19 protein-coding genes and 1 pseudogene are annotated in these 25906 nt (G+C 47.9%); 8 read left to right on the forward strand and 12 right to left on the reverse strand.

Annotated elements, in window-relative coordinates; all coding sequences use genetic code 11:
* Nucleotides 1-189 precede the first annotated feature (189 nt).
* The 3 genes from DW830_RS11970 to DW830_RS11980 form a co-directional block, all read right to left on the reverse strand.
* Nucleotides 190-1176 (reverse strand): DUF5119 domain-containing protein, encoded by a 987-nt coding sequence (locus tag DW830_RS11970; protein WP_233544506.1) that lies wholly within the window; start codon nucleotides 1174-1176, stop codon nucleotides 190-192.
* A gap of 14 nt (nucleotides 1177-1190) precedes the next feature.
* Nucleotides 1191-1682 carry a DUF3575 domain-containing protein gene (locus DW830_RS11975; protein WP_410524528.1) on the reverse strand — a complete coding sequence of 164 codons (492 nt, stop codon included), beginning with the start codon at nucleotides 1680-1682 and terminating at the stop codon, nucleotides 1191-1193.
* A gap of 176 nt (nucleotides 1683-1858) precedes the next feature.
* Nucleotides 1859-2395 (reverse strand): hypothetical protein, encoded by a 537-nt coding sequence (locus DW830_RS11980; RefSeq protein WP_119250067.1) that lies wholly within the window; start codon nucleotides 2393-2395, stop codon nucleotides 1859-1861.
* A 735-nt stretch (nucleotides 2396-3130) separates the two neighbouring features.
* Here DW830_RS11980 and DW830_RS11985 point away from each other — a divergent pair.
* The gene (locus tag DW830_RS11985) at nucleotides 3131-4114 is read left to right on the forward strand and encodes a tyrosine-type recombinase/integrase (protein WP_119250068.1); all 984 of its coding nucleotides are present in this window, start codon (nucleotides 3131-3133) and stop codon (nucleotides 4112-4114) included.
* A 53-nt stretch (nucleotides 4115-4167) separates the two neighbouring features.
* Here DW830_RS11985 and DW830_RS11990 read toward each other — a convergent pair whose 3' ends face one another.
* The 5 genes from DW830_RS11990 to DW830_RS12010 all read right to left on the reverse strand — a co-directional run bounded on the left by DW830_RS11990 (nucleotide 4168) and on the right by DW830_RS12010 (nucleotide 7937).
* Nucleotides 4168-4863, reverse strand: a complete 696-nt coding sequence (locus DW830_RS11990; protein WP_119250069.1) for a tRNA 2-thiocytidine biosynthesis TtcA family protein — start codon at nucleotides 4861-4863, stop codon at nucleotides 4168-4170.
* Nucleotides 4864-5027: 164 nt separating this feature from the next.
* Entirely contained in the window at nucleotides 5028-6560 is a 1533-nt protein-coding gene (rny, locus tag DW830_RS11995; RefSeq protein ID WP_119250070.1) for a ribonuclease Y, read from the reverse strand.
* A 25-nt stretch (nucleotides 6561-6585) separates the two neighbouring features.
* A complete protein-coding gene (locus DW830_RS12000) occupies nucleotides 6586-6876 on the reverse strand; it encodes a cell division protein ZapA (RefSeq protein WP_117662775.1) in 291 nt (96 codons plus the stop codon).
* Nucleotides 6877-6902: 26 nt separating this feature from the next.
* Nucleotides 6903-7196 (reverse strand): hypothetical protein, encoded by a 294-nt coding sequence (locus DW830_RS12005; protein ID WP_089544209.1) that lies wholly within the window; start codon nucleotides 7194-7196, stop codon nucleotides 6903-6905.
* A 90-nt stretch (nucleotides 7197-7286) separates the two neighbouring features.
* Entirely contained in the window at nucleotides 7287-7937 is a 651-nt protein-coding gene (locus tag DW830_RS12010; protein ID WP_089544210.1) for a hypothetical protein, read from the reverse strand.
* Nucleotides 7938-8234: 297 nt separating this feature from the next.
* On the opposite strand from DW830_RS12010, the gene rfbA reads away from it, so the two are divergent.
* Genes rfbA through DW830_RS12020 form a run of 3 tightly spaced genes read left to right on the forward strand, consistent with a single transcriptional unit; the run spans nucleotide 8235 to nucleotide 11642 of the window.
* Nucleotides 8235-9113 carry a glucose-1-phosphate thymidylyltransferase RfbA gene (rfbA, locus tag DW830_RS12015; RefSeq protein WP_119250071.1) on the forward strand — a complete coding sequence of 293 codons (879 nt, stop codon included), beginning with the start codon at nucleotides 8235-8237 and terminating at the stop codon, nucleotides 9111-9113.
* Between the two features lie 58 nt (nucleotides 9114-9171).
* Complete coding sequence (locus DW830_RS16640) at nucleotides 9172-9570, forward strand: Wzz/FepE/Etk N-terminal domain-containing protein (protein ID WP_233544507.1); 399 nt, start codon at nucleotides 9172-9174, stop codon at nucleotides 9568-9570.
* Complete coding sequence (locus DW830_RS12020; RefSeq protein ID WP_233544508.1) at nucleotides 9561-11642, forward strand: GumC family protein; 2082 nt, start codon at nucleotides 9561-9563, stop codon at nucleotides 11640-11642. The genes DW830_RS16640 and DW830_RS12020 overlap by 10 nt, the downstream gene beginning before the upstream one ends.
* Before the next feature lie 141 nt (nucleotides 11643-11783).
* Here the strand turns inward: DW830_RS12020 and DW830_RS12025 are convergent, their stop codons facing one another.
* The 4 genes from DW830_RS12025 to DW830_RS12040 form a co-directional block, all read right to left on the reverse strand.
* On the reverse strand, nucleotides 11784-13934 hold the full coding sequence (locus tag DW830_RS12025; protein ID WP_119250072.1) for a peptidylprolyl isomerase: 2151 nt from the start codon (nucleotides 13932-13934) through the stop codon (nucleotides 11784-11786).
* Between the two features lie 174 nt (nucleotides 13935-14108).
* The gene (locus DW830_RS12030) at nucleotides 14109-15380 is read right to left on the reverse strand and encodes a hemolysin family protein (protein ID WP_119250073.1); all 1272 of its coding nucleotides are present in this window, start codon (nucleotides 15378-15380) and stop codon (nucleotides 14109-14111) included.
* A 38-nt stretch (nucleotides 15381-15418) separates the two neighbouring features.
* Nucleotides 15419-16078, reverse strand: coding sequence for an LPS export ABC transporter periplasmic protein LptC (gene lptC / locus DW830_RS12035; protein WP_119250074.1), 660 nt, complete (start codon nucleotides 16076-16078; stop codon nucleotides 15419-15421).
* 57 nt (nucleotides 16079-16135) lie between these two features.
* A complete protein-coding gene (locus DW830_RS12040) occupies nucleotides 16136-17428 on the reverse strand; it encodes a hypothetical protein (protein WP_117662759.1) in 1293 nt (430 codons plus the stop codon).
* A gap of 166 nt (nucleotides 17429-17594) precedes the next feature.
* Between DW830_RS12040 and DW830_RS12045 the strand changes: the two genes are divergently transcribed.
* From DW830_RS12045 to feoB, 4 genes and pseudogenes are all read left to right on the forward strand, one after another.
* Nucleotides 17595-18872, forward strand: coding sequence for a DUF4105 domain-containing protein (locus DW830_RS12045; protein WP_233544509.1), 1278 nt, complete (start codon nucleotides 17595-17597; stop codon nucleotides 18870-18872).
* 79 nt (nucleotides 18873-18951) lie between these two features.
* Nucleotides 18952-19311 (forward strand): hypothetical protein, encoded by a 360-nt coding sequence (locus DW830_RS16645; protein ID WP_233522232.1) that lies wholly within the window; start codon nucleotides 18952-18954, stop codon nucleotides 19309-19311.
* Between the two features lie 234 nt (nucleotides 19312-19545).
* Nucleotides 19546-22886, forward strand: a pseudogene (secA, locus tag DW830_RS17125) (preprotein translocase subunit SecA).
* A gap of 230 nt (nucleotides 22887-23116) precedes the next feature.
* On the forward strand, nucleotides 23117-25648 hold the full coding sequence (gene feoB, locus DW830_RS12065) for a ferrous iron transport protein B (RefSeq protein WP_119250077.1): 2532 nt from the start codon (nucleotides 23117-23119) through the stop codon (nucleotides 25646-25648).
* Nucleotides 25649-25906: the final 258 nt, after the last annotated feature.

Consider the following 25906-nt stretch of genomic DNA (forward strand, 5'->3'; position numbering starts at 1 on the left):
TTTCAAAGAACTATTTCGTTACATGAAACGTTAAATATCAGAGCGTAATATTAACAATTAACAGGGATGTTTCCAGCTTGTTTTCAAGAACAGAGAACTGGACACCCTAATTAATAAATAAATTGTTATTACAATATCGATTATATGATTCCTAATGATAGATAAACCTATGAAATAACCCAAAAATGATTACACGTTGATATCTATATAAACCTCGTTCCACTTATTCACGCTCGGCTGCACACCAGAGCCACCAGGTATAGCCTCAGGGAATGGCAGTTTATCCAGCTCTATCCTGATAGGAGCACCCTCTTCCTGATCGGCAGCGTGAACCTGATCGGTAACATCCACCTCGTAAAACCAGTTGCTGCCGTCGGTGAGCTGCGCATAAACCATCAGTACATGTTTGGCAGAAAAGTCCAGACAGTGACCGAAGAGGTTTTCCTTGCCCCTGACGATGGTAAGACTAGGATCCAACTCAAGTGCAAACGGAATGGTAACCCTCTCTGATGACAGCTGGTCGATACCAGCCAGCCATCCGCCAGACAGTCCAGACAAGCTGGCACTCATCGCCTTCACGCTCCGGATATTCTCCACGTTCCTGATTTCTACGGTGAAATACTTCACTCTCGGTTTGGGTTTCATCGTAATGGTACTCATCTCACCTGCCGGCTTGATGACCACTCGCTCGGCATGGGCGCTATAGAGCATAGCCGGTCCCTGCATCACTCGCTCCTTTTCTGTGCCCCTGGCACGTGGCTCAGCCTTTGCCATAGCAGCAAGCAAGCCCTGGAGTGCTCGTGTTTCAGCCGAAGTAACCTCGAAAGTATTGAACTGTTCCTTGTTTTTGATACGATGCGTCTCCTTGTCACTGTTTACACAGATGGCACGATAGACTCCAGCATCCGCAGAGATGGTTCCGCCTTTCTTATCCGTAAACTCGTATCTGATAGGCTCACCTCCATTCTCAGGATAGAGATAGAGACTCATGGTGGCAGGATTGGCATCGGGAGCTTCGCTCCAGTCGAACTTCACCTCCACAGTCTCTCGGTGGGGATGGTCGTAGCAGAGGTCCTTATGCTCGCAGGATGAGAGCAGTTCTGCCATCATCAGGAAGAAGGCTGCACAGACGATTACGCGGAAGAATAGGATCATTGATTGTCTTAACTCTGTCATACTAGTTATTCTAGTCATTTCTTACCTCCTTTCTTGCTATTGGTGTTTCCGTTGCCGAGGAGCCATACCAGTGATACTTCGCCGCGGGTAGGTCCTATCCAGGTGCGGTTGCGGGTTGCCTCATATACGTAGCATCCGTCTTTCGGCTCATAGGTCTTGTAGTGGGACTTGATGTATCCCACGCCCAGTCCGAAGTCGAGGTTCAGGCGTCTTCCTATCGGCAGTGAGTATCCGTACTCCATTCCTGCTCCGTAGGTTTTCTTGCTCTGGTGACCGGTGCCGCCGTTTTCGATATCATAGGTGAGGAACTGTCCGTAGAGGGAGACGTGATGTCCCTGCATCGGTTTTTCCTTGGCTTTCCTGCCGAAGTACTTTCTTATCTCCATTTCTCCACCATAGATTCTCCAGTATTTGTGGCTGGCATCCTTGCTCCACCAGGCTAGCATACCGCTGGCTCCGAGGGTCCATCCCCTGCCGATGCTGGTCTCGATGCCGATGTTAGGCACCAGGAGGACATCATAGAGCAGGTTGGTTTTCAGGGCATAATATCTGTTGCCCGGAACCGTTTCTGCCGTTGTCCCGTCAAAGAATCCCTCCTGTCCCGAACCGGATGTTCCGATATTGGAATGATAGAGGGAATCAGCCTCACTTCCCTGCCTGTGGGTAAGCGAAGAGAGAGAATCTACTTCGCTACCCTGCTGAGAAGCAAGTGACGAGAGAGTATCTGAAGGATTACAGCAGACTGATCAGTCGGCTGGATATGTCTGATTTCACATACAACGACGGTACCGGAACGGAGCGTTTCGAAATGATTGGCGAGCATATAGTTCCATGCCTTACCGCCATTGAGGTTTTGCAGTCGCCGCTTTCTTCCGTCCACCACCTTACCGTTTTTCACGATCCATACAGGCGTGTTTTCAATAATGTTCAGCGCCTTGTCTTTCCAGGGTACGTTTTCCTTGGCAAGCTCCTGTGCCAGTCCTTGCCAGTCTTCACCGAGCGAAGAGAGGACGAAGATACTGTCGGGCAGGATGAGCTTTTCCCTAAGATAATCACGCAATCTTTCTCCACGTCGCCTAGCCAGCCTTTTGTTGAGCGAGGTCGCTCCTTCAGGCGAAGCACCCGAAAGGATCTTGATACGTTGCAACACTATGTTCGGGTTGCCCTCCATACCTCTAATCCCTTCTTTGAGCCTTTCCAGGCTGGCAGCATTGTTCATATAGGAAAGATCTAATAATGAATAGCCCGGCCGGTAATAAACCGTTGTCCGGAGCTGTCGCCTACCGTGCCGGCGTATGCATTTGCCATAATTGTAGTGGGCAATAGCATCACCATTACAATTTTCTTCACCATATTTTATTATTAATCTAATTGTTTATCTACTTTGAGTTTATTACCTGTCTTCTTTTATAAAAAGATAGACTTGGATTTTATACAGTTTCATTATTAAGGGTTCCAATCATCATTTACTATAGCTATGTCATTTTGAGTTGGCATTCACCTTATGTCTTCTATAAGTACGAACCGATACAGTTGTACTTTAACTGTAGCTAAAAGCTTCGTTAACTGCGATACAGTTGTACTTTAACTGTAGCTAAAAGCTTCGTTAACTGCGATACAGTTGTACTTTAACTGTATCAAAAGACCGAAATAAATCCTAAAAAAGTCTTTTTAGTGTTGTTTGCTTTAGCTAAAATTGCACAAATATACCCTTTTTGGCTATAAAATAAGAATTATTGACTATAAAGTGTTAATTAAGTGTTAAATAGAGATTGAAAATATTGTAAATTGAAGATATTATACTATCTTTGCAGCGCAAAAGTTAAAGTACAACTATTGCACAAAATCACGCTTTTTATATTCCATTTCTACCTTTTGTTTGGTTATTCTAGAAAAAAGCGATACCTTTGTAACGAAGATAACTCTAAATTTTAATTTTTAATCAGAAAGCAATATGATGAAGATTTCATTCTTAAGCCGAATCAAGAAATTCGCAGAAAACGCACGTAAGAAATCAAAAGGTATTACATTAGGAGAGTTTACCCGAAGCTATGCGGATGAAAGACACAAGGAAGGAGAGAAAATGTATGAAGGAAGATGCGGCAGCATTCTGAGCATGCTGAAGCACCTGGAGACCTTCGGCGGAAGCGACATCCCGCTGAAAAAGGTGGATGTGGAAACCGTCAAGCAGTTTATCGACTACCTACGTTCTGCCCACGACCTGCATAAAAACATGAAAGTACCCAGAAAACTATCCGACAGCACCATCCATCTGAAGGTGAATATCCTGAAATCGGTATTGAGGGAAGCCGTGAGACAGGGATTGCTGGATCAGAACCCATTCGACCTGCTGCCCCATTCCTATCGCGTCAAAGCCCAGTACAGGGAAAGAACAGCCCTGACCCAGGAGGAACTCATCAAGCTGAGCGAAACACCCTGCAATACTCCCGAGCTGAAGGAGGCATTCCTGCTAAGCTGCATCACAGGACTGAGGAAAAGCGATATTCTGAGTCTATCGATCAACGACATAGAAAAATGCGATGACACCTATTATATATATAAGAAGATGAAGAAGACGCAACGCTGGCTCCGGCTTCCGCTACCGGAAGAGGCGCACCATATTCTCTCGAAGCTCCATGCCAAGAATGGTGATACCCCCTACTTTTTCGCCCATCTCTCGCCCCATCATCTGGGCGAGCATCTGGAAGTATGGCTGGAGGATTGCCATATCCCCGACAAGCATATCACCTTCCATTCGGGGCGCCACACCTGCGCCACCCTATTATTGACGCAGGGCACGGATCTCTATACCATCATGAGGTATCTGGGGCATCAGAACATCAACACCACGCAGCGATATGCGCATATCACGAACCAGATGCTATCCAGCGCCACCCATCTGCTGAACTATCAGCTCAAGGGTTTAGCAGCAAGCTAGTTTCCCACAGATTTCAGAGATAACACAGATGCATACCTGTTTCACGGATTAAATCACTTATTCATCATCGCCCGCCAAAGACTGTATCTCGCCTCGGGATTCAGCTGTTCCAGCTGCTGGAAGATCTGCTGCATATCACTGCGGCGCGTGGTCTCCTCGTACGGACACTGCGCCTTCTGCTTCGTGAATTGCAACTCTTCTGCCACCTCTCGGATATCCTTCTCATGCGCCAGACAGAGGGGACGGATGATAGTGAGCGGATAATGCTTCAACCGCAGACTAGGAAGCATCGTGGAGGCAGAACCCTCGAAGGTGATATTCATCAGGAAAGTAACCAAGATATCATCCATGTGATGGCCCAGGGCTATCTTATTGAAACCATTATTCACTGCAAATTCGAAGAGCGTCTTGCGGCGGTTCCAGGCACAAAGAAAACAACGGGTCTTGCGGGGATCGGTGGATTCATCGAAAGAACTATGCAGGATATGAAGTTTGATGCCATTCTCTGCACAAAATGCCTGCAGATAAGAACGGTCGGTCTCGTAAGGAATGTTATCCATAATGATATGCGCCGCCTCTACCTCGATATGCGGCTTATAGATGCGGGCACGCTGAGCCAAGAGGCGCAACAGTTCCAGAGAATCCTTTCCGCCGCTCAAGGCAATGAGAATCCGGTCACCATCCTCCAAAAGGTGATAATCCACGCATCCTTTATTGAATCGCTTTAAAATCTTCTGTTCTGCTTTCATCACATTATATTATATAAATGTAGCCGTACATGATATAAAAGAAAAAAGCCGCTGTCCCCTAGAGAACAGCGACTATATCAAATACATTCCTCATCCTATGAAGGAGAGAAACGACAATTTAAACTTCGAATATATGAAAACGCGTTTTATCGCTTGATTCCTTCTTACTTAGCGTAAGCTACACTGCGAGTCTCACGAATCACGGTGATCTTCACCTGACCAGGATAGGTCATCTCGTTCTGAATCTTGGTTGCAATCTCGTCAGAGAGCTTGATGCTCTGCTCATCGCTCATCTTGTCGGCACCCACGATGACACGAAGCTCACGACCCGCCTGGATGGCATAGGTCTTGGTAACGCCAGGATAGCTCATGGCGATAGCCTCAAGATCGTTCAATCGCTTGATATATGCCTCTACAATCTCACGGCGGGCACCTGGACGGGCACCTGAGATGGCATCACATACCTGTACGATAGGAGCCAGAAGGGTGTTCATCTCCATCTCGTCGTGGTGAGCACCGATGGCATTGCAGATATCTGCCTTCTCCTTGTACTTCTCGGCAATCTTGGCACCATAGAGTGCGTGTGGCAACTCGCTCTCCTCGTCTGGCACCTTACCGATATCGTGCAACAGACCGGCACGCTTTGCCTTCTTAGGGTTCAAGCCCAACTCAGAAGCCATCACCGCACAGAGATTGGCGGTTTCACGAGCATGCTGCAAAAGGTTCTGACCGTAAGAAGAACGATACTTCATCTTACCTACGATACGAATCAACTCTGGATGCAAGCCATGGATACCCAGGTCGATGGCTGTACGCTTACCGGTCTCAATGATTTCATTATCCAACTGCTTCTTCACCTTGGCTACCACCTCCTCGATACGGGCTGGGTGGATACGGCCATCAGCAACCAACTGATGGAGAGCCAGACGGCAAACCTCACGGCGCACAGGGTCGAAGGCTGAGATAACGATAGCCTCAGGAGTATCATCTACCACGATTTCCACACCGGTGGCAGCCTCGAGAGCACGGATGTTGCGGCCTTCACGACCGATGATGCGTCCCTTGACCTCATCATTATCGATATGGAATACAGAGACTGAGTTCTCGATAGCTGTCTCGGTAGCCACACGCTGGATGGTCTGGATTACTATCTTCTTAGCCTGCTGGTTGGCATTGAGCTTGGCATCATCCATAATCTCATTGATGTAGCTGGCTGCATCAAGACGAGCCTGATCCTTCAGACTCTCTACCAAGCGACTCTTCGCCTCCTCGGCACTGAGACCGGAAAGCTCTTCGAGCTTAGCCTGCTCCTGCTTCTGCATCTTCTCGAGTTCCTGCTGCTTCACGGCGAGGAGTTTCTTCTCATTGTCGATGCGCTGCTGATACTGCTCTACCTCCTGCTTGCGGCGACCGAGGTCTTCCTGTCGCTGGTTGAGCGAGATTTCACGCTGCTTGAGCTTGTTTTCACTCTGCTGGATGCGTGAGTTGCGTTGCTGCACCTCCTTCTCCAACTCGGCTTTCTTATTGAGGAACTTCTCCTTCACTTCGAGAAGCTTTTTCTCCTTTACCACTTCTGCCTCTTTGTTGGCAGCATCTATCATTTCATTATATTTTCCCTTAATGACATAACGGAAAATGACATACCCCACGATACCTCCCAACACGAGAGCTACCAGGGCCGCTATTATTGTTACCATAAATATATTATAATTATTAATATTCTTACTTAGCCAAGGTATCCTCTATCTCCGCAGTCAGCTTGTCCAGAATATCATTATATGGTTGGGTATCATTTTTATCTGATTCCTTCTCGAATCTCAAAGCCACGTCGATGAGAGCCATATACAAAATCTCCTTGTCGCTCTTGCGCCCCTTGAAGATTTTCGCATACGAATTGACGATCTCATCGATCAACTTAGCCGACTTACGATAATACTCCTCATCCTCTCTCGGTATTCTTACCGTGAGGTCGGTATCATATACATGTAATCTGATCTGTAATTTATCTTCCATCTGATCTGCCTCCGCTCCAATAGTTATTACTTGTCGCTCAGTAGCGTTATACACTTGTTGACATCTCTGATGAGCTTGGCGATGCGCTTCTGGGTGGTCTCCATGTCGGAGTCGGAAATCGTCATCATCTTCGCCATCTTCAGACTGTCGTAATCATGCTTTGCCTGAGTCAACTTCTCCTGCAATTCCTTGATCTTGGCATCGCGCTCATCCACCATCGCATACAGCTCAGCATTCTCATGCTTGATATCTTCAAACTTGAGAATCATCTGCCTTACTCTTGTGGCAAACGTATTGATTGTTTTCTCACTAGCACTCATGCCTTTTTATTTTTTGGCTACAAATTTAAGAGAATAATTTGAAAAAAACAAATATTCTCCTGTTTTTTTATCTTTTGGGGAGAATATTGGCTACTTTCCCATCTTTTGCTTTGCCTTTTCCACCTCTTCATCGGATGGACGTGGCTCCTTCTTAGCCAACATCAGTACCTGGAAGGTGAAATCGGTAACCCACTGCTGGCTGAACTTCAGACGGGTGTTGAAGTGGCGCAAGCCAACCACGGTCTTCAGTACGCTGGCATCAGAGAAATCGTTCTTGTTGAAGATGTCGTCCACGGTCTGTGCAGTGAGCTTATAGAGGGTCTTCTTCATGAAGCTTGGCAGACGGAGCTTGAACTTCATCAGGTTGCCCATGAGCATCATCAGATCCTGGGTGAAGTTCTGGAACTGGATGAGATAGGTATTGACATCCTGGAGCTTCTGGCAGTTCTTGCGGATGCTGGCATCAATCTCCTTGAAAAAGTTATCGTCGGTATCATAGAGGTTCTTCATCATCTTCTTGACCTGAGCCTTCTCACCGATGCCCAGACGGTTGTTGACGGTAGGAACATGGAGGCTGGTCTTGAAGACACGGAGGTCTGGAAGCATAGCCAGATTGGTGATACCTAATTGTGAAGCCAAGGCAGCCTGGAAATATACACGGACCAGGGTCATGTAGTCTTCCATTCCACCTACTTTCTTATCTTCGTCTTTACGACTGAATAGTTTAGAAAATATTCCCATTCTTAATCTTATTTATTCATTAATGTTCTTAAATGTTCTGCAAAAATACAATAAAATCGCAAAATACCCAAATTAAGAAGTAGTTTTTTTCCCTTAAAGTATATTTTTCCTATATTATATGAAGATTTTAGGCTGATTATTTTCACCGCTCAATATTTTTTAGTAACTTTGCCACGTTTTTAAAGACGTTTTTTCTGTTCCGCCCAGAGACTACACTGACTGCGGAACGTGCAACATATAATATAAGGTATAATAAGAACTTTTCCCATTAATAAAGGAAAGAAACAAGAAGAAGATATGAAAGGAATCGTATTAGCAGGTGGTTCGGGTACCAGACTGTACCCTATCACAAAAGGCATCAGCAAGCAGCTGATTCCTATCTTTGACAAACCTATGATATATTATCCCGTATCGGTACTGATGCTGGCTGGTATCAAGGAAATTCTGATTATCTCTACGCCTTTCGATCTGCCTGGATTCAAGAGACTGCTGGGCGACGGAAGCGAACTGGGGGTTCACTTCGAGTATGCAGAACAGCCTTCGCCTGACGGACTGGCTCAGGCGTTCATCATCGGAGAGAAATTCGTAGGAAAGGATGATGTATGCCTCGTGCTGGGCGACAACATCTTCTACGGAGCCGGATTCACCGGACTGCTGAAGGAGAGCGTGAAGGCTGCCGAAGAGGGACAGGCAAGCGTATTCGGCTACTACGTGAACGATCCGGAAAGATACGGCGTGGCGGAGTTTGACAAGGACGGCAACTGCCTGAGCATCGAGGAGAAGCCAGCACAGCCTAAGAGCAACTATGCCGTAGTGGGACTCTACTTCTATCCGAACAGCGTGGTGGAAGTGGCGAAGCACATCAAGCCTAGTGCGCGTGGAGAGCTGGAGATTACCACAGTGAACCAGCACTATCTGGCAGAAAAGACCCTGAAGGTAAGAACCCTGCAGCGCGGTTTTGCCTGGCTGGATACCGGTACCCACGACAGTCTTTCGGAAGCCAGCACCTTCATCGAGGTGATAGAAAAGCGCCAGGGACTGAAGGTAGCCTGCCTGGAAGAGATAGCCTACAACCAGGGATGGATCGGCAAGGAACAGCTGAAGAAACTGGCAGAGCCGATGCTCAAGAACGGATACGGACAGTATCTGATGGCTATTGCTACTGACAACAGATAAGCTCTGACTCAAGACTGAGATTTCAACAGAATAAAATAAGAATATCATTAATAGTAAAATGGAAGAAAACAAGAATTACGAACTTGAGGACTTGCAGGAGCAGGAAGAACAGTCGGCGCTCGACTTTCAGACCATCTATTCCACTCTGATTCTAAACTGGAAATGGTTCCTTCTCTCGATTGTTCTCTGCTGTGCCCTTGCAGTGGCTTACGTGAAGCTGACACCAAAGGTATTCCAGAGTTCTACGAAGATTTTGATCAAGGATGATGAATCCAAGAAGAGCGGCGGTGCTGCCGGTGCAGCGGCTGCGGCGATGTCGAACCTGAGTCTGGGATTCATGTCCAGTTCCAACGGTATCGACAACGAGACGGAAATTCTGAACTCACGCTTTCTGGTACAGCAGACCATCAAGAACCTGAGCTCTACGCTGAGTACAAGCACGGCGGCATGCTGGTAGATACGCTGATCTATGCCAAGCAGGAAGTAAACGTGGACATGGACACCACCAGCCTGAAGCAGCTGAATGCTCCGATGAAGCTCACCATCACTCGTGAGGGAGGCATCTACCACGTAAAGGGTAAGTATTTCAAGCCTATCGATGCAGAAACCTTCGAGAAGGCTCCTTACGAAATCAACAAAACCCTCGCCAAACTCCCGGCACAGATCAGAACCAAGGCGGGTACACTGACCCTGACACAGAACCCTGTCTATGAGCTGAAGGAAGGTACTGAGCTGAAGGTGGAGATGATTTCTCCTTTCAAGGCTTCTAAGGAATACTTCAAGCGTCTGACCATGAACCAGACCAAGAAGACGGCTAACACCGTGGAGCTGACCTTCAACGATGAGAGCAGAGAAAGAGGCGTTGACTTCCTCAACGGTCTGATTGATGCCTACAACTATCAGGCAAACATCGACAAGAACGAGATACAGAAGCGCACAGAAGACTTCATCAACAGCCGACTGGCAAAGATCTCTACAGAGTTGACCGGCAACGATACCAACCTGGAGAAGTACAAGCAGAAGAACCGTATGGTGGACATCGGACTGAACGCCAAGCAGGCTGTATTGAGTTCCGACCAGTTTGACCAGGAGTTGAACAAGGCCAACATGCAGGTGGAACTGCTCAACGAGATCGGTAAGTATATGGATCAGCCAGCCAACAAGTATCAGCCTATCCCTACCAACGTAGGTCTGGAGGATGAGAGTGCTACGGCATTGATCGGACAATACAACAGCCTTGCCCTGACCCGCAAGCAGCTGCTACACAGTGCGAGCGAGGATTCGCCAGTGGTAACCCCTATCACGGCACAGCTGGAAGACCTGATGACTGCCATCAAGCGAGCTATGTTCCAGGCAAGAATCAATATGAAGATCCAGCGTAACAGCATCGCCGACATGGCAAGCAAATACGAGAAGACCATCGGTGTGACTCCAGAACAGGAGAAGGCACTGACACAGATCGGACGTCAGCAGTCGGTTACCTCAGGTCTTTACCTGATGCTGCTGCAGAAACGCGAGGAGACATCCATGTCGCTGGCATCTACCGCCGACAAGGCAAAGATCATCGAGCCTGCAGCCTTCGTAGATAAGGTAAGCCCTAAGGGAATCATCGCATTGCTCATCGCATTCATCCTGGGTGTTGCCATCCCTGCCGGTATCATCTACCTGCGCGAACTGCTGCGCAACAAGATTCTGGGCCACGACGATGTAGAGAAACTGACTCAGCTCCCTATCATCGGAGACATCCCTACTGCCAGCGCCAACGGAAGCAAGGGCAATATCGTGATACAGGAAAACAAGAGCAACCTGATGTCGGAAATATTCAGAGGATTGCGTACCAACCTGCAACTGGCAGGTGACGACAAGGAAAAGGTATTCATCGTGACCTCTACCACTACCGGAGAAGGCAAGACCTTTATCGCTTCGAACCTTGCCATGAGCCTCGCTCTGCTGGAGAAGAAGACTATCATGGTGGGACTCGATATCAGAAAGCCTAGAATGGCAGAACTCTTCGGCATCGGCGACCGTCAGCACGGCATCACCAACATCCTTGCCAACGAGGAATGCAACTGGGAGGAAGTAAAGGCTCAGATCGTAGCATCTGGCGTGAACCACAACTTAGACTTGCTGATGGCAGGTTCTACACCAGCCAACCCTGGTGAACTGATGGTAAGAAAGAGCCTGAAGCAGACCATCGCTCTGCTGAAAGAGCACTACGACTATGTGATCATTGATACAGCGCCTGTAGGTCTGGTAGCAGATACCCTGCAGCTCAGCAAGCTGGCAGACAGAACCCTGTTCGTTTGCCGCGCAGACTTCTCAACCAAGTCTAGCTTCACTTACATCAACAAGCTCGATGAGCAGAAGAAACTGCCAAATATCTCAATCGTAATCAACGATATCGACCTCTCCAAGAAGAAGTTCGCATACAGTTACGGATTTGGCAAATACAGCAAAAACGGCAACCGTTCTTTCGGTTCCTACGGTTTGTTCAGCAACAACACCAATGATGACAGCATCAAGATCTAGATCTTGAATCACGATAAAAAAAAAAGACGTGCAGCACTTGAATCAAAGTGCTGCACGTTTTTTTTATGCATCAAAAAAAATAGGGCGCATCACAAAAGAATCGTGACACGCCCAAATAATAGAAAATGATAATTACTATAATTAGAAGAACAAGTAGCGGTTATCCACTACGTGAGCCTTCATATAAAGCTCGTTCATGAAGTTACCGGCATACTGCATAGCCTTCTGGCGGCACTTCTGCTCGTAAGCCTTCTCATCGAACTTAACAGGACGGTTGGTCTTGCCAGTAACCTGGAAGAGATAAACACCTGCGTTACCCTTTACTGCATTAGCTACGAAAGCGCCCTTCTTGGTAGCAGAAACTGCACCAGAAACAGCTGGCTCGCTGGCACCTGTAGCAGAGATGAAGGTAGGAGCTGCGAAAGTAATCTGATTAACGGTAGCAATCTTAGCACCCTTAGCCTTAGCAGCAGCGATGCTCTTCACACCAGCGACCTTAGCCATAATCAGCTCTGCCTTCTTGTCCTTGATGACCTCAGCCTTTACCATCTCCTTAACCTGAGGATCGCTCAAGTCGCGGTAACCGATGCGATGAATCTTATCCAATACTACTACGAGCAAGTGGTTGTTGTCACCACACTCATACATAGGAGAAACCTCACCCTCCTTGCTCTCGAAGATCCACTTCAAGGCATCACGGGTAGAATGGATGTTGGCTACATAGTGAGTAGCTGTTGTCATATCATTCAGGTTCTGTACGCGATAACCGCTCTTGGTTGCATTCTTCAAGAGATCCTCTGACTTAGGATTAGCACTTACATAGCTAGAGAACTTGTTGAATGCTGTACGGTAAGTATCGTTAGAGAACTGAATCTCCTTCTTGATGACTGCTGCCACATACTTGGTTACCATTGCCTTGCGGTCGCAAACCTGGAGGATGACATAACCCTGACCGAGCTGAAGCTCATTGTATGCATTGACAGAAGCTGTATTCAATGTGTTGATGAATGCCTTGTTGTCCTTATCCATAGTCTGAGCATACTCATACTGCTTGGTAGTCATCCAAGCCTTCTCACCAGTCTGACCATACTTCTTAGCGAGTGCCTCGAAGTCTGCACCAGCAGCAAGAGCGCTGTGGATTGAGTCAGCCTTGGTCTTAGCCTCAGCCTGAGAAGCTGCTGCCACCTGGATAACACGATACTGGATAGAGTCTGGCAACTGCTGCTTGCTCATCAGCTTCACGATGTTCAATGTGTTATCAGAAGCGTTAGCCTTTACTGCAGAAGTTGCACCTACTGCCATAGAATCGATAGCTGAAGCGATGTCTGATGGCAAAGCCTCCTTGCTCACTGGGATACCCAGGTAAGCTACGGTAGAAGCTGACTTGCGAATGAGCTCTGCAGGATCAGCTGCAGCAGCGAGCTGTGTATGATACTCAGCAAACTCCTTGTTGAGTGCTGCACGGTCGGCCTTGGAAGCCTCAACCTGAACATCGATGAACTTGATATCTCTGCTCTCTACAGGCTGCTTGAAACGAGCCTTCATCTCGTCATACTTAGCCTTCAGGTCGCTCTCCTCTACCTTCACCTTGTCGTCCTGAACATCAGAATAAGGGAAGGCAGCCAACTGGATCTGGCTTTCCTCGTTCTCCTCCTTGAAAGCCATCTTAGCCTCTACAGGGTTTGAAAGGAAGCAGTGTGCCAGGAGTGACTGATACTTCTGAGCCAAAGTCTGCTGACGGAGTGTCTTCTCGATGAATGACCAGTAGTTGAAAATCTTGGTGTACTGTTCCATCATCTGAGGATTAACAGATGGGTTAGCCTTCTGAGCCTTGTAATCAGCCAGGAACTTCTGGAGAGAAGATGCGTCGAAACGACCTGTCTGCTGATTTACGAATGGAGTCTGCTGAAGCATTGGGCTTGTACCAGTCTTCAAGATGTCCTGAAGCTCTGCGTCTGTTACGGTAAGACCCAACTTGCTAGCCTCCTTGGCAATGATCTGGTTCTGCACGTATGTATTCCATACCATGTCCTTCACCTGATTCATCTGCTCCTCAGGAAGGTTTTCCTGACCTTGTTGCATTTTAATAACCTCTGTGTACTCATCAACGAGCTTCTGGAAATCCTGCACGCTGATTTTCTCGCCATACACCTCACCGATTTGCTGACGCTCATTGTTCTTTGCAGAATCGCAAGAGCGGAAAGCTTCCTCAGCAATGAAGGCGAAAAGACCGAAACTGATAATACATACCAGTATCACGCCTCTTTTTCTAATTGTTCCTAATGCTGCCATTACGTTTTAATTATTATTATTATTTTATTTTTTCCTTATTAGGATTGTACTGCTTTTGAAGCAAGTAGCCAATTGGTTGCAAAAATACAAAAATAATACGAGAAAAGGGAATTTTTCGGTATCTTTTTTGGCTGGAAACGCAAAAAAGTCGAAAAATTCCCTCTTCTCATCCAACTATTTGATGATGTGGAGTTTCACAAGTTCTATCTTGCGGGATGTGGACTTGATAATCTTAAACTCAAACTTGTCGAATTTAATTACTTCATTCAGCTTCGGGAAGCTCTGATATTCGTGAAGAATGAGTCCACCCAGAGTCATATACTCATCACTCTCCGGAAGATCCAGGTCGAACAGATCGTTCACCTTGTCTATCTCCAGTCGAGCCGACAGCAGATAGTCGCCGTCATCAGTCTTCTTGGCTACATACTTCGCAGAATCGTGCTCATCCTCGATATCGCCGAAGATCTCTTCCACGATATCCTCCAGACTCACCAGTCCGCTGGTTCCACCAAACTCATCTACCACCACGCCCAGCGACTTCTTCTGCTGCAGGAAGGTCTGCATCAGTTTCTGCGCCTGCATGGTCTCCGGCACGAAGGGCATCGTGCGGATATGATCCTGCCATCTCTTCGGATTGTGGAAGAGCTCGGAACTGTGGATGTAGCCCACGATATGGTCGATATCATCCTCATAGACGATGATCTTGGAGTTTCCGCTTTCGATGAATTTCTGGCGGAGTTCCTCCAGCGAGGTATCGATCTCTACTGCCTGAATCTCGGTACGTGGCACCATACAGTCGCGCACCTTGGTATCTGAGAAATCCAGGGCGTTCTGGAAAATCTTCACCTCGTCGTTGATCTCGTCCTCATTGGCGGCATTGTCGATGCTCGACTGCACCAGATAGTCAAGATCTACCTTAGAAAAGCCTTCATCCCCCTCTTCAGACTCCATCTTCATGCCCACCATGCGCAGCAATCCCTTGCTGAGGAAGGTACTGAACTTGCTGATAGGCCAGAGAATGACGTAGCACAGATACGCAAACGGACTGAAGATGGACAGCAGTCGGTTTGGATTCGACTTGAAAAGCGTCTTCGGCAGGAACTCACCCGTAAACAACACGATGAGTGTGGAGAGAATAGTATCGCAGGTAACCTTGACACCATCATCCAGACCAGCAAAGATGGTATTATCAAACAGACGGGCTATCAAGATACCATATACTACGAGGGCTATATTGTTGCCCACCAGCATGGTACTGACGAATCCGTTGGGATGATTATAAAAGAGCGACAAGAGTCGCTGCGTAAGTCCGTTTTTCTCCTTGTCCATTTCCGCCAACATACGGTTGGAGGAGACGAAGGCAATTTCCATTCCACTAAAGAATGCAGAAAACACCATCGTGATGAGGATACTCACTATCAGACTTATATCAACTTCTTCCATGATACATTATATCGTTAAAAAACATATTTCCTCCTACCCTATCAATGCATGATAGGAATGGTGGTGGCTCGCTGCGGCGTTGCCGGCTGGCGCATAGGCGCACTGGTAGAATCGGATGATGAAGCAGAAGATGAACTGTTGCCACCACCGAAGTCACCCTTCTCGAAGCTACCCTTAGAATTGCTCACAAAATAGCGGGTCATACGCTCATCGCTCCAGAAATAGGAACCCTGAAGGGTACGCTCCGGAGTAACGAGCTTACTGAACACATGGCTGGAGAGTTCATGCTTGTTCTCATCCCAGGTGAGCTGCTCGCTGGTAAAGCGAAGACCATCCTTAGTGAGGATGCGCACCCTGCCATAGAGTTTCCAGACACGCTCCTGATCAAAGTAATAAGCCGTATCACACTGGATATAACTGTTGATGTGGAACTTCTCGTCAAACTGTTCGAGCAGCATACCCTTATCAAAAATCCAGCGGGAAGGCACACGGTTGGTATTCACCTCCCATCGCTCGGTAACGATGCGGTACTTGATGACACCCGAATCACTGATGAGCGTATTGACGCCATACGAAGTCATCATCGCCACAGAGTCTCTGTCGTGGATAGCAGGCGCAGTATGTTCTACCGGATTCTGGCAGGCAGCCAATACCCAGGAAACTATGACACCTATTACTATGAAATATTTAATCTTATACATTATTATATATATAGAAGATGTGGCATCTCCCGAAGAAAACACCACAATATGGGCAGATTACTGCATCTTCCACTTCTTGAACCAATCCTCGTTGAAAGTGAATCCGATGTTCAGGCGGAAGATATTCTCCTTGATAAGTCCGGTAGCCGAATTCTTCACCCACTGGCCGCTGATATTCAACTGCGAACGGTTGTTGTAGGAGTTCATGATAGGAATACCGAAACCGGCACTTACAGAAAGCTCCTTAGGGCCATCCACGCCGTTCACCTTATAATATGGTGTAGCAAAGCTCACACCGGCACGGTAAGCCACACGCTTGAGAAAAGCACGGCTGCGCTCACCATAGCAGTACTGGAATCCGACATTCACCTTGCTGCGATCCTTATACACGCCATCGCGCAATGCCCAAGGCTCGCTGCTGTTAGCCTCGTAGGTAGGATAGCCCAGGCTGCCCCATTTCTGCAGACTGTAATCTACACCAATCTTCCACTGGTTGTTGTGATTCCACATCAAACCGGCGCCATACATTGTAGGCAACTCGTAGGCATTCTTGATGCTGAAGGCAAGTGTATCAGATGTACTGGTCTGCGCATTGGAAGAAATGATGCTCATATCGGCATCGGCATGCAGGTTATGACCTGGCGAATAAGTGACACCCAGGGTTACCTCATCCTTCTTCGACAACTTCTGGGTATATTGCACACCCAGGTCGATCTTGTAGTTGTTCACACGAGTACCATAGGTGCGGTAAAGAGACTTATAATAGCTGTTGCTATAGTAGTTCTGCACGGTTCTGTCGATGGAACCCCAGATATAGCCAATATTGGCACCGACAGACAAGCCCTTGAGTGGAGACCAGCCGGCACCCACATATACCTGATGCAAACCGCCTTCACCCTCGTAGGAGTTGGTGTAGGTAACATCCTTGTCGTTCTTGTTCACCCATCCGCTGGTAGAATAGTTGTATCCCACGTTGGTGAAAGGGATAATACCGAAACTCATACCCAGATGGCGGAAGAGGCGGAAGCCTGCTACCACATATTCGAGATTGGAGTTATTGGCATTCTTCTTCACCCCGTTCTCGTTGAAGTTGGTTACCTGACCCGAGATACCTGCATCCAGGATGAAAGTCATGGAGTCGATGGCAGCATAGGAAGCAGGGTTCAGATAGTTAATCTGATTATGCTCATGAAAACCAAGTCCAACACCATTCATACCACGGTTGAAGCCAGAAGTCTGTTCAGACAAAACGCCTAAACCATACTGGCTGTATGGAGAATTAGTACCACTTTGGGCATTAACCATAAGAGTAGAACCCAACAAGAGGGCTGCTAAAATAAACTTTCTCATTTATATATAAATCAGTCAAAATTATATTCAGAGTGCAAAAGTATTAAAAAAAATCTAGAAAAAAGAAGGATATTCCAAAATAATAAGTTATTTTTGCATCGTGAAACGATTTAAGCATATTTTTGGAGTCATTTTAGCGGTTATTTTAACCAATTTAACTACTAATGTGACAGCACAGGATTTTTCAGGCTATCAGACTCCTGACATTTCTGTGCAGAACAGTCGTGTCAATGAGGATGCTACATCCTGGCTCGACTCGGTAGATATTTCGCTCCTCACCTGCGGACCAGGCAACGAGGTATGGTCGTACTACGGTCACTCAGCCCTGCGCATCCAGGACAAGATGCACGGAAGCGACGTGGCAGTCAACTGGGGCATGTTCAGTTTCAGGCAGAACTTCTTCATCCTGCGCTTCGTATTCGGACTCACCGACTACCAGATCGGCATTTACCCAATGACCGACTTCCTCGCCGAATATGCAGCAGAAGGAAGATGGGTACGCCAGCAGCGCATCAATCTCTCCAGGGACGAGAAGATCAACATCCTGCATGCCATCGAGGAGAATGCCAAGCCGGAGAACCGCACCTACCGGTACAACTTCTTCTTCGACAACTGCACCACCCGTGCAAGGGAGATGATCCTCACCAACATCGGTTACTGCAACACCAACTTTGATGATAAGGATGCCCAATCCACCTACCGTCAGGAAATCCACAAGCTGAACGGAGACCATCGATGGAGCCGTTTCGGCAACGACCTGCTCCTGGGCTATCTCGCCGACCAGCCTATCAGCAAGCGAGAATGGGAGTTCCTGCCGGACAACCTGAGCCGTGACTTTGCCACAGAAGGCAGAAAAGACAATATGAATGCACCCCAGGATCTGGCAAGCACCCGATACTACAACGGCAAGGAGGGCTATATCACGATGGTAGATAGCACCAGCTACCTGATACCGAAGCAGGCACAGGTGGCAGAATCGGAAGCCATCACCCCAATCATGGTGGCAACATTCATCGCCATCATCATCATAGGCGTGAGCATCATCGAATGGCGCAAGAAGAAGAACTTCTGGGGATTTGATGCCTTCCTGCTCATCTTGACGGGTCTGCCGGGCATCATCCTCTTTGCGATGATCTTCTCGCAGCACCCTACCGTGCAGATCAACTTCCAGCTTCTGCTGCTGAACCCAGTGAACCTCATCTTCGCCTGGAAAACCATCTCGAAGATGAGAAAAGGCAAGCTCTACTGGTATTACGAGGTATGGGGATGGTGCCTGCTCGTGGCATTGCTCCTGCAAATCTGGCAGAGCTATGCCGAAGGAATGAGCACTTTGGCATTCTCTTTGCTGATGAGATATGCAATCAAGTCAACCCTGCTCGACCTCAACAGCAGCAAGCTGGCTATACAGAAACAATTAATGAATAAACTCAGAAAAGACAAGTAGAGACACTTCTCCAAACCGAAACAGAGAGAAGATGCTCTAAAAAAGACTTTCAAAAGTTACATAAATAAAGAAAATAAAAATGATGGTAAACAGATATATCACGGCCCTTTTGGTTGTCCTGGCGGCAACCGGCATGGAGGCGCAGACTTATCAGCAGGCGCTGAAGTTTGCGCTCACGGATATATCCTACGATGAATTCATCCAGCAACCGGAGGCGAAGGCATTGGAGGAGGACATCCTCTATGTCATCAAAGCCATCAAGCAGGCTTCCGAAGAGGAAAACATGTCAGAGCATCATTACCATCAGGCAGCTGTGCCTGCAGCTGTCAAGACTGACATTCTGACAGATTCACATTTAAATATTTGTTTTCGCCCCGTTGTGGTGCATAAGTACAAAGCACCCTTCGGAAGCATTGTTATTCGAGGTCCAAACTGCTGATTATGTGCTTTCTGACAGCAAAACTAGCAAGAAATGCAGCCAGAAAGGGCAATAATTGGTAAAATATTGCAGATTTACAGATATTTTTTGTATTTTTGCAAGCTAGTAAACAAACAACAGGAAAAAGCAGAAGAGGAAAAAGGACTGACAGACCACATTTGTCTTAACTTCTTTAACTCCTTAACTCCTTTAATTCCTATATCATACATCGAATAATAATAAAAAAAATATACAATGAACTTTAACAAAATTCTTCAGTCATTGTTTGGCAACAAGTCAACTCGCGATATGAAGTTGATTCAGCCAATCGTAGAGAAAGTCAAGGCAGAATATCCTAAGATGAATGCCTTGAGCAATGACGAACTTCGTGCAAAAACAAAGGAACTCCAGAAGTACGTACAGGAGTACGCTAAGGAAGAGAAGGCTAAGATTGCCGAACTCAAAGCTAAGATCGAGGACACTCCAATCGACGAGCGTGAAGGTATCTTCAACCAGATCGACAAGTTGGAGCAGGAAGCACTCGACAAGTATGAGGTTGCACTCAACGAGGTTTTGCCTCAGGTTTTCGCTATCGTAAAGGATACAGCACGCCGCTTCGCTGAGAACGAGGAGACCGTAGTTACTGCTACAGACTTCGACCGCGAGCTGGCTTCAAACCCAGCCAACGACTTCGTGACCATCGACGGCGACAAGGCAATCTATCACAACCACTGGACTGCCGGCGGCAACGATATGAAGTGGGAAATGATCCACTACGACGTACAGCTCTTCGGTGGTGTTGTTCTCCACCAGGGTAAGATTGCCGAGATGGCTACCGGTGAGGGTAAGACCCTCGTAGGTACTACCCCTATCTTCCTCAACGCGTTGACAGGTAACGGTGTACACGTAGTAACCGTGAACGACTACCTGGCTAAGCGTGACTCTGAATGGATGGGACCTCTCTATATGTTCCACGGTCTCTCTGTAGATTGTATCGACAAGCATCGTCCTAACTCCGACGAGCGCCGCAAGGCATATATGGCAGACATCACCTTCGGTACCAACAATGAGTTTGGTTTCGACTACCTGCGTGATAACATGGCTACCAACCCTAGCGACCTGGTACAGCGTCAGCACAACTACGCCATCGTCGATGAGGTTGACTCCGTATTGATTGATGATGCCCGTACTCCATTGATCATCTCTGGTCCTATTCCAAAGGGTGATGACCAGATGTTCGAGCAGTACCAGCCACTGGTAGAGAAGCTCTACGAGGTACAGCGCAAGCAGGCTACCGAGTTGCTCGCCGAGGCTAAGCAGAAGATTACAGAGGGCGGCAAGACCAAGAACCAGCAGATGCTCGAGGAAGGTTTCCTCTCACTCTACCGTTCTTACAAGGCGCTGCCTAAGAACAAGCCATTGATCAAGTACCTCTCTGAGGAGGGTATCAAGGCAGGATTGCTCAAGACCGAGGAATTCTATATGGCAAACAACAACCGTGAGATGCCTAAGGCTGTTGAGCCTTTGTACTTCGTGGTTGATGAGAAGCTGAACTCTGCCGACCTGACCGATAAGGGTACAGAGTGGTTGGCTAAGCAGGTGAACGATAGAGAGCTCTTCGTATTGCCTGATATTACTACACAGATGAGTGACCTGGAAGCTCGCACAGACATCTCAGACCAGGAGCGTCTGGATATCAAGGACGAGTTGCTGGCTCACTACGGCGTACAGAGCGAGCGTGTTCACACCTTGCAGCAGCTCTTGAAGGCTTACACCATGTTTAATAAGGACGACGAGTATGTTGTCATGGACGGTCAGGTGAAGATCGTGGATGAGCAGACAGGTCGTATCATGGAGGGTCGCCGCTGGAGCGATGGCTTGCACCAGGCTGTAGAGGCAAAGGAGCATGTAAAGGTAGAGGCTGCAACACAGACCTTCGCTACCATCACACTCCAGAACTACTTCCGTATGTACCACAAGCTCGCAGGTATGACCGGTACGGCAAGCACCGAGTCTGGTGAGTTCTGGGATATCTATAAGCTCGATGTAGTTGAGATTCCTACCAACCGCCCTATCCTGCGTAAGGACCTGGACGACCGTGTGTATAAGACTGCCCGCGAGAAGTATCGTGCCGTCATCGATGAGATTGAGGAGACACGCAATGCTGGTCGCCCAGTATTGGTTGGTACCACATCTGTGGAAATCTCTGAGTTGTTGAGCAAGATGTTGAAGATGCGCAACATTCCTCATAATGTATTGAACGCCAAGCTGCACCAGCAGGAGGCTCAGATCGTAGCGAGGCAGGTCGCTCAGTAAATGGCAAGGGTGCCGTAACCATCGCTACCAACATGGCAGGTCGTGGTACCGATATCAAGCTGACCCCAGAGGTGAAGGCTGCAGGTGGTCTCGCCATCATCGGTACAGAGCGTCATGAGAGCCGCCGTGTTGACCGCCAGCTCCGTGGTCGTGCCGGACGTCAGGGTGACCCAGGTTCTTCTGTATTCTATGTATCATTGGAGGATAAGCTGATGCGTCTGTTCGCTTCTGAGCGTATTGCCAAGGTAATGGACCGTCTCGGTTTCGAGGATGGCGAACGTATCGAAAGCCCAATGATCAGCAAGAGCATCGAGCGTGCACAGCGCAAGGTTGAAGAGAACAACTTCGGTATCCGTAAGCACCTCCTGGAGTATGATGACGTGATGAACCGTCAGCGTACCGTTATCTACGAAAAGCGTCGCCACGCCTTGATGGGTGAGCGTATCGGTATGGATATCGCCAACGTAATCTGGGACCGTGTACTGAACATCGTGAACAACAACGACTTCACCGGTGCCAAGGAAGAGTTCCTGAAGGTCCTCGCCATGGAGATTCCTTTCACAGAGGAGGAATACGAGAACGGCAGACGCGACGAGATGGCTGAGCGTGCCTTCCAGGAGGCTATGGCTGCCTTCAAGCGCAAGACCGACCGCATCCAGGCTACAGCAATGCCTATCATCAAGCAGGTGTATGAAAACCAGGGTGCGATGTACGAGCGCATCATGGTGCCTATCACCGACGGCAAGCGCATGTACAACATCGCATGCAACCTGAAGGAAGCTTACGAGACTGAGGCAAAGAACGTAGTGAAGGAGTTCGAGAAGAGCGTAGTACTCCACATCATCGATGATGACTGGAAGGAGAACCTCCGCAAGCTCGATGAGTTGAAGCACTCTGTACAGAATGCCAGCTACGAGCAGAAGGACCCATTGCTCATCTTCAAGTTGGAGAGTGCAAAGGTATGGGACGCTATGATCAATGATATGAACGACCGCATCGCCAGCATCCTGATGCGTGGTCAGATTCCTGTCATGGAGCAGGAGCAGCCAGTTCAGGAGGCAGCACCAGAGCAGCACACCCAGCAGAACTACGTAGAGAGCAAGGTGGATATCGATGCTGAGCGTGCAGCACAGGAGGCAGCAGCCAACCAGGATACCCGCGAGGGAGCTGACCAGGTGAACCGCACTCCATACCGTGCCGAGCACATGCCTCGTCCTAACGATCCATGTCCATGCGGCAGCGGAAAGAAGTTCAAGAACTGCCACGGCAGAAACATCTAATCACCAGAAAGGATGATAAGTGATGACAGCGAAATCTTGCCATCACAAGAAATAATGATAAGAATACCTAGATTTGATGATACTCTCATCATTTCTAGGTATTTTTGTTATAAATAACATCATTGCTACCGAGTTGCAAATAATTATTAGTATTTTTGCAGTCGAAAAGAAAAAAGAGCTGGCAATAAAGCCAGTTTCTAGAGAAAATAAGGTTAATCAAGGAAAGATATATGAAATTATCAGAACTTAAAACAGGTGAAAGTGGCGTCATCGTCAAGGTTTCCGGTCATGGTGGCTTCCGCAAGAGAGTCATCGAGATGGGGTTCATCAAGGGCAAGAAAGTAGATGTCCTGCTCAATGCACCACTCCAGGATCCTGTGAAATACAAGATTATGGGTTACGAGGTGTCACTCCGACACAGCGAAGCTGACCATATCGAGGTGGTTTCCATCGAGGAAGCCAAGCATGATGCACAGCTCTGCAAGGCGGAAGAAGAAGACCGCCAGCAGGTAATTGACTCAAAAGTAGTAGAATCCAACGATAGCGACGAGCAGGCGCTCGGCGACAAGATGCTCGTGGCTGAAAGAAAAGACTCTGCCAGCAACGAAGCCTTGGCAGAACAGGAAGCAGAAAGACTCCACCGCGTCATCAACGTGGCACTGGTGGGAAATCCAAACTGCGGAAAGACTTCATTGTTCAACTTCGCATCGGGTGCTCACGAACGTGTTGGAAATTATAGTGGTGTAACCGTGGATGCCAAGGTGGGCGAAGCCGATTTCAACGGCTACCACTTCAATCTGGTAGATTTACCAGGCACCTATTCGCTTTCAGCCTATTCTCCGGAAGAACTCTATGTGCGCAAGCAGCTCATCGAGCATACGCCGGATATCGTCATCAACGTCATCGACACCAGCAACCTGGAGCGCAATCTCTATCTCACCACACAATTGATAGATATGCACATCCGCATGGTCTGCGCCCTCAATATGTTTGATGAAACCGAGAAGCGTGGCGATAACATCGACTACGACAAACTGGGCGAACTCTTCGGTATCTCGATGATTCCTACCGTCTTCACCAATGGCCGAGGCGTGGACAAGCTCTTCGAGACCATCATCGAACTCTACGAAGGCAAGGAAGATTCCAACGCTCACTATCGCCATATCCACATCAACCACGGACATGAGATAGAACATGGTATCGAGCATATCCAGAAGTATCTGAAGGCAGATGATTCCATCCGTCAGCGCTACTCTACCCGATATCTTTCTATCAAGTTGTTGGAGAATGATAAGCACGCCGAGGAATACGTAAGTCATCTGAAATCGGCCAAGGAAATTTTCGCTGCCCGTGATGAGGCAGCCAAGCGTGTGAAGGAAGAGACCCTGGAGGATAGCGAAACCGCCATCATGGATGCCAAATACGGTTTCATTCATGGTGCATTGCAGGAAGCGGGCTATGAACCGGGCAAGGCAAAGGATACCTATCAGGTAACCCACCTCATCGACAGAATCCTGACCAATAAATATGTAGGATTCCCTATCTTCATCCTCCTGCTGTTCATCATGTTCTCAGCCACCTTCGTGCTGGGCGAGATTCCTAAGGGATGGATTGAGGACGGCGTGGCATGGCTGGGCGAGTTCATCAGCAATACGATGCCGGACGGACCAGTGAAGGATATGCTGGTAGATGGTGTGATTGGTGGTGTAGGTGCCGTGATTGTCTTCCTGCCACAGATTCTGATTCTGTATTTCTTCATTTCTTATATGGAGGATTCGGGATATATGGCTCGTGCAGCCTTCATCATGGATAAGCTGATGCACAAGATGGGCCTGCATGGCAAATCATTCATTCCGCTGATTATGGGATTCGGCTGTAACGTACCAGCCGTGATGGCAACGAGAACCATCGAGAGTCACCGTTCCCGTCTGATAACGATGCTGATATTGCCATTGATGAGCTGTTCGGCTCGTCTGCCAATCTACATCATGGTCATCGGAACATTCTTTGCCATCCAATACCGTTCACTCATTATGGTATCCCTCTATCTCATCGGCATCTTCCTTGCCGTGATATTGAGCCGCATCTTTGCCAGTTTCGTGGTGAAGGGCGAAGATACCCCATTCGTGATGGAGCTGCCTCCTTACCGCTTCCCTACCTGGAAGGCGATAGGCAGACATACCTGGGAAAAGGGTAAGCAGTATCTGAAGAAGATGGGTGGCATCATCCTCGTGGCAAGTATCATCGTCTGGGCTTTGGGCTACTTCCCTCACAATGAGGAACTTGACAACCAGGCTCAGCAGGAGCAGAGCTATATCGGCAGAATCGGTAAGACCATCGAGCCTATCTTTACCCCACAGGGTTTTGACTGGAAGTTAGATGTGGGCTTGGTTTCCGGTGTAGGTGCCAAGGAGATTGTAGCCTCAACAATGGGCGTGCTCTACAGCAACAACGACAGTTTCTCTGATGATCAGGATTACAACGATGAAGACGGAAAATATGAGGTTTTGAAGAAGCAGATGACTTCTGATTTGAAGAAGACCTACGGTTACAGCGATGCCGAGGCGGAATCTAAGGCAACGCTCACCGCCTATTGCTTCCTCCTCTTCGTATTGCTCTACTTCCCTTGCATCGCCACGATAGCAGCCATCAAGGGAGAAACGGGCAGTTGGAAATGGGCAGGCTTCGCCGCCGGCTACACCACGCTCCTGGCATGGGTAGTATCAGCCCTGGTCTTCCAGATAGGAAGCTTGTTTATCTAATATAACAACGTAAATTCAAACAAAAAGGGTGTGACTAGTCGATTAGTCACACCCTTTTTGTTTGTTGCTCATAAGAATGAAGGCCGTTCTTACCTGCCGGAAAAAGCAGGAGAAGCCAGGGCAGACGCATTAAATTGCGCTGCCCTCCAAAAGTTTTGACAGGTACTCTTCATCCCAGCCTGCCTTCAATCTTTTCAGGTTGAGACTTCCCTTGGTCGCCTTGTCATTTTTCAAGATGGAGAGGGCCATTTTGCTTAT

It is taken from the genome of Prevotella sp. AM34-19LB, assembly GCF_003468525.1.
Lineage (GTDB): Bacteria > Bacteroidota > Bacteroidia > Bacteroidales > Bacteroidaceae > Prevotella.

Coding starts and splice junctions, on each gene's coding strand:
- feoB (WP_119250077.1), top strand. CDS start 23,117: ATGAAATTATCAGAACTTAAAACAGGTGAAAGTGGCGTCATCGTCAAG.
- DW830_RS11990 (WP_119250069.1), bottom strand. CDS start 4,863: ATGAAAGCAGAACAGAAGATTTTAAAGCGATTCAATAAAGGATGCGTG.
- DW830_RS11970 (WP_233544506.1), bottom strand. CDS start 1,176: ATGACAGAGTTAAGACAATCAATGATCCTATTCTTCCGCGTAATCGTC.
- DW830_RS12000 (WP_117662775.1), bottom strand. CDS start 6,876: ATGGAAGATAAATTACAGATCAGATTACATGTATATGATACCGACCTC.
- DW830_RS12020 (WP_233544508.1), top strand. CDS start 9,561: ATGCTGGTAGATACGCTGATCTATGCCAAGCAGGAAGTAAACGTGGAC.
- DW830_RS11980 (WP_119250067.1), bottom strand. CDS start 2,395: ATGAACAATGCTGCCAGCCTGGAAAGGCTCAAAGAAGGGATTAGAGGT.
- DW830_RS12025 (WP_119250072.1), bottom strand. CDS start 13,934: ATGGCAGCATTAGGAACAATTAGAAAAAGAGGCGTGATACTGGTATGT.
- lptC (WP_119250074.1), bottom strand. CDS start 16,078: ATGTATAAGATTAAATATTTCATAGTAATAGGTGTCATAGTTTCCTGG.
- rny (WP_119250070.1), bottom strand. CDS start 6,560: ATGGTAACAATAATAGCGGCCCTGGTAGCTCTCGTGTTGGGAGGTATC.
- DW830_RS12040 (WP_117662759.1), bottom strand. CDS start 17,428: ATGAGAAAGTTTATTTTAGCAGCCCTCTTGTTGGGTTCTACTCTTATG.
- DW830_RS11985 (WP_119250068.1), top strand. CDS start 3,131: ATGATGAAGATTTCATTCTTAAGCCGAATCAAGAAATTCGCAGAAAAC.
- DW830_RS16640 (WP_233544507.1), top strand. CDS start 9,172: ATGGAAGAAAACAAGAATTACGAACTTGAGGACTTGCAGGAGCAGGAA.
- DW830_RS16645 (WP_233522232.1), top strand. CDS start 18,952: ATGATGGTAAACAGATATATCACGGCCCTTTTGGTTGTCCTGGCGGCA.
- rfbA (WP_119250071.1), top strand. CDS start 8,235: ATGAAAGGAATCGTATTAGCAGGTGGTTCGGGTACCAGACTGTACCCT.
- DW830_RS12005 (WP_089544209.1), bottom strand. CDS start 7,196: ATGAGTGCTAGTGAGAAAACAATCAATACGTTTGCCACAAGAGTAAGG.
- DW830_RS12010 (WP_089544210.1), bottom strand. CDS start 7,937: ATGGGAATATTTTCTAAACTATTCAGTCGTAAAGACGAAGATAAGAAA.